Origin of the sequence: Desulfobacula sp., from assembly GCF_014237455.1 — a bacterium.
Taxonomy (GTDB): Bacteria; Desulfobacterota; Desulfobacteria; order Desulfobacterales; family Desulfobacteraceae; genus Desulfobacula.
Map to the genome: position 1 here is coordinate 1 of NZ_JABZFL010000077.1, position 7964 is coordinate 7964.

The window sequence follows — 7964 nt, forward strand, 5'->3', positions numbered from 1 at the left end:
TGTTATCTTCCATTTGGTCTCCTTATTTTGTGTTATTGTATTTTCTTACCCAATTAAATCAATTAACACATTTGAGGTTCTACCTCAAAGGAGACCATCTTTCTCATTTTATCGAAGAATGAGCGAGTTCATGGCGGTCAGTGGAGGTAATCTTAGAATTTGTTGCCATATCCATCCAGCGGACGTAAGGTGATCCCCCTGGAACGGGTTATACAAAATTTCTTATGGTAAATATCCAGTTTTTTACAAAAATCGCAGGAAATCCTGGCCCATCTACGTCTATTTGGCAAATTGCAATTGAGCATCGGATTTTCTGATATAGCTGGGAACCAGGATATTTTCCGAGTTATCTAAAAAATTGTCTTTTGACGTAAGGGATAAAACAAGGGCCGCCGCGTTCACAGAATCCAGAAATTCGTGGGCAAACCTCGGATTATCAGCCTTTTGTTCAATGATGTCCTTATATGCTTTCGATCCCGATCCTGCAAACAATGCAGCATTGTCTGCCATCTCAACGGCCTCTTCAGGACAGACAACTCTTTCCTTGCTTTTTGATACCAGCCTGCCATGATCAAACTGATAGACGGCACAATAGACTTCATTTCTTCTGGCATCCATCATAACACAAACCGGGATTGATGAATGAACAAACCGGAACCCAATCCCATCAAGACTTGAAACCCCGACACCGGGTTTTCCCATGGCATAGGCCATGCCCTTGACCACACTGATACCAATACGAAGCCCGGTAAAGCTGCCGGGTCCTCTGGCAGCGACAAAGGTATCCATATCAGAAAGATCCATGCAGGCTCTGTTTGTAAGCATATGCTCAATCATTTTTACCAGCCGTTTGGAATGTGTCAGTCTGGCTGTCCAGAACTCTTCACAGACAATGGACTTCCCATCAATAATGGCAAGGCTGCATCCTGGTTCTGCTGTACTCAGACACAGAATCTTCAATTTATCAAACCTGTTTTTCCAATGCGATTTCAAGAACTTCCCGGATATCCCTGACGCAGGTAAACTTTATCTTGTTCTTAATAACCTTTGGCATATCATATAAATCCTTCCTGTTTTTTTCAGGAATGATAATGTGCTCAATACCTGCCCTTAAAGCACCAAGGGCTTTCTCTTTGAGCCCGCCAATGGGAAGCACTCTTCCCCTTAAAGATATTTCACCGGTCATTCCCACTTTGTTATTCACTTTCCGGCCTGTAAATGCTGAAATCAATGATGTTGCCATGGCAATCCCGGCTGAAGGGCCGTCTTTTGGGATAGCGCCTGCCGGTACATGAATATGAATATCATTATTATCAATATCTTCTTTTTTTATATCAAACTTATCTGCATTGGCTTTGGTATAGGTAAGGGCGGCCCTTGCTGATTCCTGCATCACATCACCGATCTGTCCTGTGATCAGCAACTCCCCTTTTCCCTGATAGAGTGACACTTCTATATAAAGGGATTCTCCACCGACTTCAGTCCATGCCAGCCCTGTTGCCAGACCCACCTGACTTTCTTCCTGATCAAGCTCAGAAAGATATTGCGGTGGCCCCAGATATTTTGTAAGGTTTTGTTTGGTTATTGAAAATTTACCTTTTTTGCCCTCTGCAATTTTCCTTGCAATTTTCCTGCAGATGGCATCCAGTTTCCTTTCAATCCCCCTTAGGCCGGCTTCCAGTGTATATTCTGCAATAATCGTCTCCATGGCTCCGGGACTGACATGGATAGATCTGCGGATAAGCCCGTTATCTTTCAATTTTCTTGGCAGGAGATGCTTTTGAGCAATCACTTTTTTCTCCTGCCGGGTATATCCGGTAATTCTAATCACCTCCATCCTGTCCAGCAAGGCTGATGGAATCGTATCAGACATATTGGCGGTTAAAATAAACAGCACATTGGAGAGATCAAACGGCATATTCAAATAATGATCTGAAAATTCAAAGTTCTGTTCAGGATCAAGTGCCTCTAAAAGGGCTGAAGAAGGATCTCCCCTGAAGTCATTCCCCAGCTTGTCGATTTCATCTAACATAAATACGGGATTGTTTGTATTGCATTGCCTTAACCCCTGCAAGACCCTTCCCGGCATTGAACCGATATACGTTCTTCTGTGACCCCTGATTTCAGCCTCATCCCTGATACCACCTAAAGACACCCGATGAAACTTACGCTTCATGGCTTTGGCAATGGCCTGTCCCAGAGAGGTTTTCCCGACACCCGGAGGCCCCACAAAACAAATAATCTGTCCCTTTTTTTTAGGGTTTAACTTTCTGACACTTAAATACTCGAGAATTCTTTCTTTAACCTTGTCCAGACCAAAATGATTTTTATCCAGAACTTCCTGTGATTTTGGAATATTAAGAAAATCTTTTGTTGCTTTGCTCCAGGGCAACTCGACGATACAATCAAGATACGTCCTTACAACCGAGGCTTCAGAGGAATCAGAATGCATCTGCTCAAGACGTTTCAGCTGCTTTTTAGCCTCTTTTTCACAATCTTTCGGCATTTTGCATTTTTTGATCTTTGCTTTGAACTCTTTTATTTCAGCAAGTTTTTCATCACTATCCCCAAGCTCTCTGTGAATGGCCTTCACTTGTTCTCTAAGATAATAATCCCTTTGATTTCTAGAAATCTCATCCTTGACATCTATTTGAATTTTGGCTTGAACCGTTGAGAGATCCAGCTCTTTTGCCAAAAGATCATTCACCTTTTTCAACCGTTCGGTTCCATCGATAATTTCAAGTAAAACCTGAGCATCCTCGACCTTTAAGTTTATATTGGAGGCAACAAGATCAGCCAGTTTACCCGGAGATTCAATATGAGACAGCAGGTCTCCCACATCTCCTGAAAGCTCACCTTTGAGAGCCAGCAATTTTTCACTGGCCTCTTTGACATTCCGCATTAAGGCTTCTTCTTCAATATTGAGTTCTTTGGGATCTGTATCCTTTAAAAATTCAATCTGAACTTTAAAAAAAGGCCTCGTTTTGGTATATTTCAATACTTTTGCCTTGGTTAACCCCTGAACCAGAGCCTTAATCCTGCCATCCGGCAGCTTGATCATTTTTTGAATTCTGCCAACCGTACCAATGGTATAAACATCCTCAGCCGTCGGTTTTTCCAGTTCAGAATCTTTCTGGGCAGTCAGGAATATGTAACGATCACATTCAACACTATCTTCAACTGCCTTAATGGATTTTTCCCGCCCGACAAATAATGGCAGCAACATATCAGTAAACACAACAACATCTCTGATCGGCATCATGGGAAGAATTGTCGGGATATCATCTATGTTGCTTTCTTTTTCTATGATTTCAATTAGATCATCAATATCTGCTTCAGCCATTTGTCTCCTTATTATTTATGGGGTCAGGCTTTTCTTATTGTCGGTATTGAGTCAATAAGAAAAGCCTGACCCCGTCTATGCTAATTTGTGCCTTTACAATAAAACATATTTTTTGTTTTACAATATCCTTGCAAAAATATTTTTAACATCCGATAAAAGAAAGCAATATAACCTAAAGAAAAAAGTGAACCCGATTATGTCAGACTATTTTTTTGTGCTTGGATTATTTATTTTTATATTTGGCGCCTGTATTGGAAGTTTCTTAAATGTTTGTATTTACCGGATACCTGAAAAGAATTCCATTATTACTCCGGGTTCATTCTGTCCCAATTGTAATAAAAATATTCCATTTTACTATAACATTCCCATCTTAAGCTATATATTTTTGATGGGTCGCTGTAAATTCTGCAAGCACCCGATATCCATAAGATACCTTTTAGTAGAAGCGTTAACCGGTATCTTTGCTCTGTTGCTGTTCCATAAATTCGGAATAACACCTGCCATGGCTTACCACTTTGTTTTCATTAGTGTTTTGATCACCATTTCCTTCATTGATATTGACCATCAGATTATCCCTGATATCATATCACTTCCAGGTATTCTGATATTTGCTTCTTCTTTTTACATCTTACCTGAAATGACAATAAAAGATACGCTGCTGGGTATTTTCGCTGGTGGCGGCAGTTTATATGCAGTCGCTCTTTTTTATTATTTGCTGAAAAAACAAGAAGGAATGGGTGGCGGCGACATTAAGCTTCTGGCCATGATTGGTGCAGCGACAGGGATTAAAGGTGTTCTTTTTACTATTTTTGCAGGCTCACTATTCGGCAGCATCTTTGGAGTTTTGATCATGATTTATACCAAAATAGCAGACACAAAATTAAGGATTCCTTTTGGACCTTTTTTGTCATTCGGAGCAATCCTATATATTTTCTTTGGGAAACAATTGATCCAATGGTATCTATCGACTCTTGGCAATTAATTTAAAAAATGTGAATAAACACTTGACACGCACTTCTCAACGACGTAACGTACGCTTAAACGGCAATTCAATTGAATTTAACTTTAGAAAAATGTTTTAATGACAAATTTTTAGTATTTGGAAATTTCTAAAACCTAAAAAAAGGAGTGATACGATGAACAAAGGCGATTTAATCAACAAGGTTTCAGAAGTACTCAACAGCAAGAAAGAAGCTCAAGCAGCAGTCGACTGTACAATTAAAGCAATCACAGAAGCTCTTTCTAGCAATGACTCTGTCACACTGGTTGGCTTTGGAACATTTAAGACGGCTAATAGAAAAGCCAGAAAAGGAAGAAATCCACAGACGGGAAAAGAAATTAATATCCCCGCTAGAACCGTACCAAAATTTGTCCCGGGAAAAGCATTAAAAGACGCTGTAAAATAAGATCTGACGGATTCATTCAGGCAGTATTTGTTCATTCAGGTACTGTCTGAATATTTTTTTTCGCAGAATTTATAACTTTTCTATATAATCTCTAAGCCAGTTAAGTATCTTTCTTTGATCCTGATTCGGATTCAGAAATTTCTGTTCTGTTTCTTTTAACTCCTGCAACCCTTGTTTGCGATTAAATTTTATATCATTTTTGTATCCGATAATCTGATCTTTTTTCAAAGAAGACCTTAGCCTGTTCAGGCAAAGATGATCTTCTGTCTCTTTGGTCTGCCCTGTTGTATCATCAAAATTCCGTGCAAGAATACGACTTGCCAAAATTTTTATTCTCGGACTTTTTATTTTTTTTAAAAGTTCCTGTTTTTGATGATCTGATTTTAAATTATACACGAATTTATGAAACAAATCGCTTTGTTTTTTCTCCTGGTTAGAAAAAAAACCATCCTGATAGAGGGCTGCATCCGGGTCCATATCGGGAATAAAAGGATATTTATAGGCGAGATGATACTGGATGAATTCAAAAAACAGTTCCCAATGATGACGAATTTTCGCTATGTTTTCATTAGCAGCCTGTTGTGATGACTCTGGCATCTTATCCCAGAACCTTTCAAGGGCCGGCAATACAATCAAGGCATCCCCTGATCGTTTTCTTATCACAAACGTATCGCTCACATCCAGACCTGCCTCCAAGCCTAAAATATCATCTGAATCAAGGCGTAACCACAGGCTTTGATTTTTATATGTCAGCGATTGGCCAAGATGGACAACGGGTGCCATATAATTCGCCTTTGGCCCGAAAGACGATGACACCATAAGACAGATCCTAAATCGCGCATTTTGAATATGAATGCCTTTTCCAATGTTATTTATTCTGACGTCGTCTCTTGTTTTATTAAAAAAATCAAGGGCATATTTCCAGATATCTTTTTGTTGAAACAATATTTTACTCAGTTCGATAACAGCTTCAACGTCGTTCAGTGCTTCATGAGCTCTGCCAGATGTTACAAAATTATTTTCACGGACGAGGAAATCCAATTTTAAGCTTGGTTTTCCATCAATTTGCGGCCACCTCAAACTATCCGGATGAAACACTTTAAAAATAACAGTAACGGGCAGAATATCCATCCTGGAGCACCCGTTTCTGTATTGATGCGTATAAGGGTCCAAAAGATTGCGATAAAACAGGAACCTTAAAAATTCATCATCAAATCCTAATGAATTATACCCCAGGCTTATGGTGCCGGGCGTATTCAGTATTTTACGAATTTTTTGTGCTGCTGTATACTCACTGATTCCAAGCGCTAATTCAGTATAAGTCAAACCGTGGGTTAAAAAAGCATTCGGTGAAGGAACAATATCTTTTCGTAAACAAATAGTGATCGTTTGCCTGTCAATTTCATTGAGTTCAAGATCGGTTCGGATGCAGGCAAAGGTTAAAATCTGGTCAAATGCATGATTTAAACCGCTGGTTTCAATATCGTAAAACAGATACGTCTTCATTTCTCTTTTTCATTTCCCAATACAAAAAAAAGGGACAAAGAATTCTCTTTGCCCCTAATGGTTCGATTGATGATGTTTACGACGGTATAAAAAAGACTATCTTTTTGAAAACTGGAAGCTTGCTCTTGCGCCTTTTTTACCGTATTTTTTACGTTCTTTTTTCCTTGCATCTCTTGTGAGGAATCCTGCGCTTTTCAATACCCCTCGAAGATCAGGATCTGAAAGCTCCAGCGCTTTGGACACACCAAGGCGAATGGCGCCGGCCTGACCGGTTTTCCCACCACCCATTACCGTAACTCTAACATCAAAAACATCGCTTTTTTCAGTTAGAACCAAAGGCGCTGAAAGCAAATCTCTTGTTACATTTAATTCAAAGTATTCGTTCAGGTCTTTTTTATTGACCACAATCTTACCATTGCCGGGTGTTAACCATACTTTGGCTACAGAATCTTTTCTTTTACCAGTCGCGTAAAATACGTTTCCACTTTCCATTGATAATTATCGCGTCCTTTTTTCCTTAAATTTCAACCGCTTCAGGTTTTTGAGCAGCATGGGGGTGCTGATCGCCTGTATACACAAATAATTTTTTACCAAGTTTCCTGCCGAGTCGATTTTTAGGAAGCATCCCCTTAACAGCCTTTTTAATAAGCTCCTCCGGTTTTTTCTCCAGCAGTTCTTTTGCTGTAGTGGATTTAATGCTGCCTATATACCCTGAATGCCGGTAATATCTTTTTTGGTCCAGTTTATTGCCCGTCATACGGATTTTATCTGCATTGATGACAACAACCCAGTCGCCGGTATCAACATGGGGCGTAAAAAGCGGGTTGTTTTTTCCACGAATTCTATATGCCACCTGTGATGCAAGTCTGCCAAGAATCTTATCTTTTGCATCAATGATGCACCAATTTTCTTTATTGTCTGATCTTTTTGCACTATATGTATATTTTTTCAATTTCCTCACTGCTCCTCTTCATAAACACAATCGACAATATTTATATAATTTTTAGATATATGTCAAGCAAAATTTAAAGTTCTATTTGTTTTCCCTTTTTTAAATCTTTCTCCGGCAATAACTTCATAGCGGTCTTACAGGACACTTCCGCATTCAGAATACCACCATTTTCAACGATAAGATTTTTGTTGCACTCAACCTTTCCGGAACATATCCCCGTAGAAAGGATAATCAACTCCTTGGAGGCAGTAACTTCCCCCTGAAATTTACCGGCAATGGTAATGCTGGATACCTTTGTCACACTGGATTTTACCCGTCCTTCCTTTGAAATAATGACCACATCCCCCTCAATCGTACCGGTTACCTGACCCTTGATAATCAATTTTCCCCTGCTTGATATCGAGCCTTCAATTTTCAGATCCTTGTCAATGATTGAAAGATTTTTACTGTTGTCCTTTCCCACTTTATATCTCCTCTTTTCATCCTGCTTATTCAATCCCCGGCTCTTCTCCTGAAATCACAAGCCTTGCCATTAATATTTCTTTTTCCCGGGTCAGCTCAGTCACCTTCTTTTCAGCCAAAACAAGTCTGTTTTTAACAGGTTTGACATCCCGGGACAAATCCGAATATAGAGAATAAAAAAAAATGGCTGCCACAAAACAGAAAACAGTCAGGATCGACAGGGTCGTTATAAGGGTTTTTAAATAGTCACCGGATTTCATCTTCCCGAAATCATCAACAATAAGAAGTCTTGTCT

Annotated in this window: 9 protein-coding genes; 2 read left to right on the top strand and 7 right to left on the bottom strand. The window is 39.5% G+C overall.

The features are described from left to right. Positions 1-279 precede the first annotated feature (279 nt). Entirely contained in the window at positions 280-960 is a 681-nt protein-coding gene (gene tsaB / locus HGJ91_RS11475) for a tRNA (adenosine(37)-N6)-threonylcarbamoyltransferase complex dimerization subunit type 1 TsaB (RefSeq protein WP_291347894.1), read from the bottom strand. A gap of 4 nt (positions 961-964) precedes the next feature. Continuing rightward, positions 965-3343: an endopeptidase La gene (gene lon, locus HGJ91_RS11480; RefSeq protein ID WP_291347895.1), complete on the bottom strand. Its 2379-nt coding sequence runs from the start codon at positions 3341-3343 to the stop codon at positions 965-967. A 196-nt stretch (positions 3344-3539) separates the two neighbouring features. Between lon and HGJ91_RS11485 the strand changes: the two genes are divergently transcribed. Both HGJ91_RS11485 and HGJ91_RS11490 read left to right on the top strand, forming a co-directional pair. Beyond that, positions 3540-4325, top strand: coding sequence for an A24 family peptidase (locus HGJ91_RS11485; protein WP_291347896.1), 786 nt, complete (start codon positions 3540-3542; stop codon positions 4323-4325). 154 nt (positions 4326-4479) lie between these two features. After that, positions 4480-4749 carry an HU family DNA-binding protein gene (locus HGJ91_RS11490; RefSeq protein ID WP_291347897.1) on the top strand — a complete coding sequence of 90 codons (270 nt, stop codon included), beginning with the start codon at positions 4480-4482 and terminating at the stop codon, positions 4747-4749. A 69-nt stretch (positions 4750-4818) separates the two neighbouring features. On the opposite strand, the gene HGJ91_RS11495 is transcribed toward HGJ91_RS11490, so the two are convergent. The 5 genes from HGJ91_RS11495 to HGJ91_RS11515 all read right to left on the bottom strand — a co-directional run. Then, entirely contained in the window at positions 4819-6255 is a 1437-nt protein-coding gene (locus HGJ91_RS11495; protein ID WP_291347898.1) for an exodeoxyribonuclease I, read from the bottom strand. Positions 6256-6351: 96 nt separating this feature from the next. Continuing rightward, positions 6352-6747: a 30S ribosomal protein S9 gene (gene rpsI / locus HGJ91_RS11500; protein WP_291347899.1), complete on the bottom strand. Its 396-nt coding sequence runs from the start codon at positions 6745-6747 to the stop codon at positions 6352-6354. A gap of 25 nt (positions 6748-6772) precedes the next feature. Continuing rightward, the gene (gene rplM, locus HGJ91_RS11505) at positions 6773-7207 is read right to left on the bottom strand and encodes a 50S ribosomal protein L13 (RefSeq protein ID WP_291347900.1); all 435 of its coding nucleotides are present in this window, start codon (positions 7205-7207) and stop codon (positions 6773-6775) included. 73 nt (positions 7208-7280) lie between these two features. Next, the gene (locus HGJ91_RS11510; protein WP_291347901.1) at positions 7281-7670 is read right to left on the bottom strand and encodes a polymer-forming cytoskeletal protein; all 390 of its coding nucleotides are present in this window, start codon (positions 7668-7670) and stop codon (positions 7281-7283) included. Positions 7671-7695: 25 nt separating this feature from the next. Then, on the bottom strand, positions 7696-7964 hold a 269-nt coding region (locus tag HGJ91_RS11515), incomplete at its 5' end, for a hypothetical protein (RefSeq protein ID WP_291347903.1).

Coding starts and splice junctions, on each gene's coding strand:
- lon (WP_291347895.1), bottom strand. CDS start 3,343: ATGGCTGAAGCAGATATTGATGATCTAATTGAAATCATAGAAAAAGAA.
- HGJ91_RS11485 (WP_291347896.1), top strand. CDS start 3,540: ATGTCAGACTATTTTTTTGTGCTTGGATTATTTATTTTTATATTTGGC.
- HGJ91_RS11490 (WP_291347897.1), top strand. CDS start 4,480: ATGAACAAAGGCGATTTAATCAACAAGGTTTCAGAAGTACTCAACAGC.
- HGJ91_RS11495 (WP_291347898.1), bottom strand. CDS start 6,255: ATGAAGACGTATCTGTTTTACGATATTGAAACCAGCGGTTTAAATCAT.
- rpsI (WP_291347899.1), bottom strand. CDS start 6,747: ATGGAAAGTGGAAACGTATTTTACGCGACTGGTAAAAGAAAAGATTCT.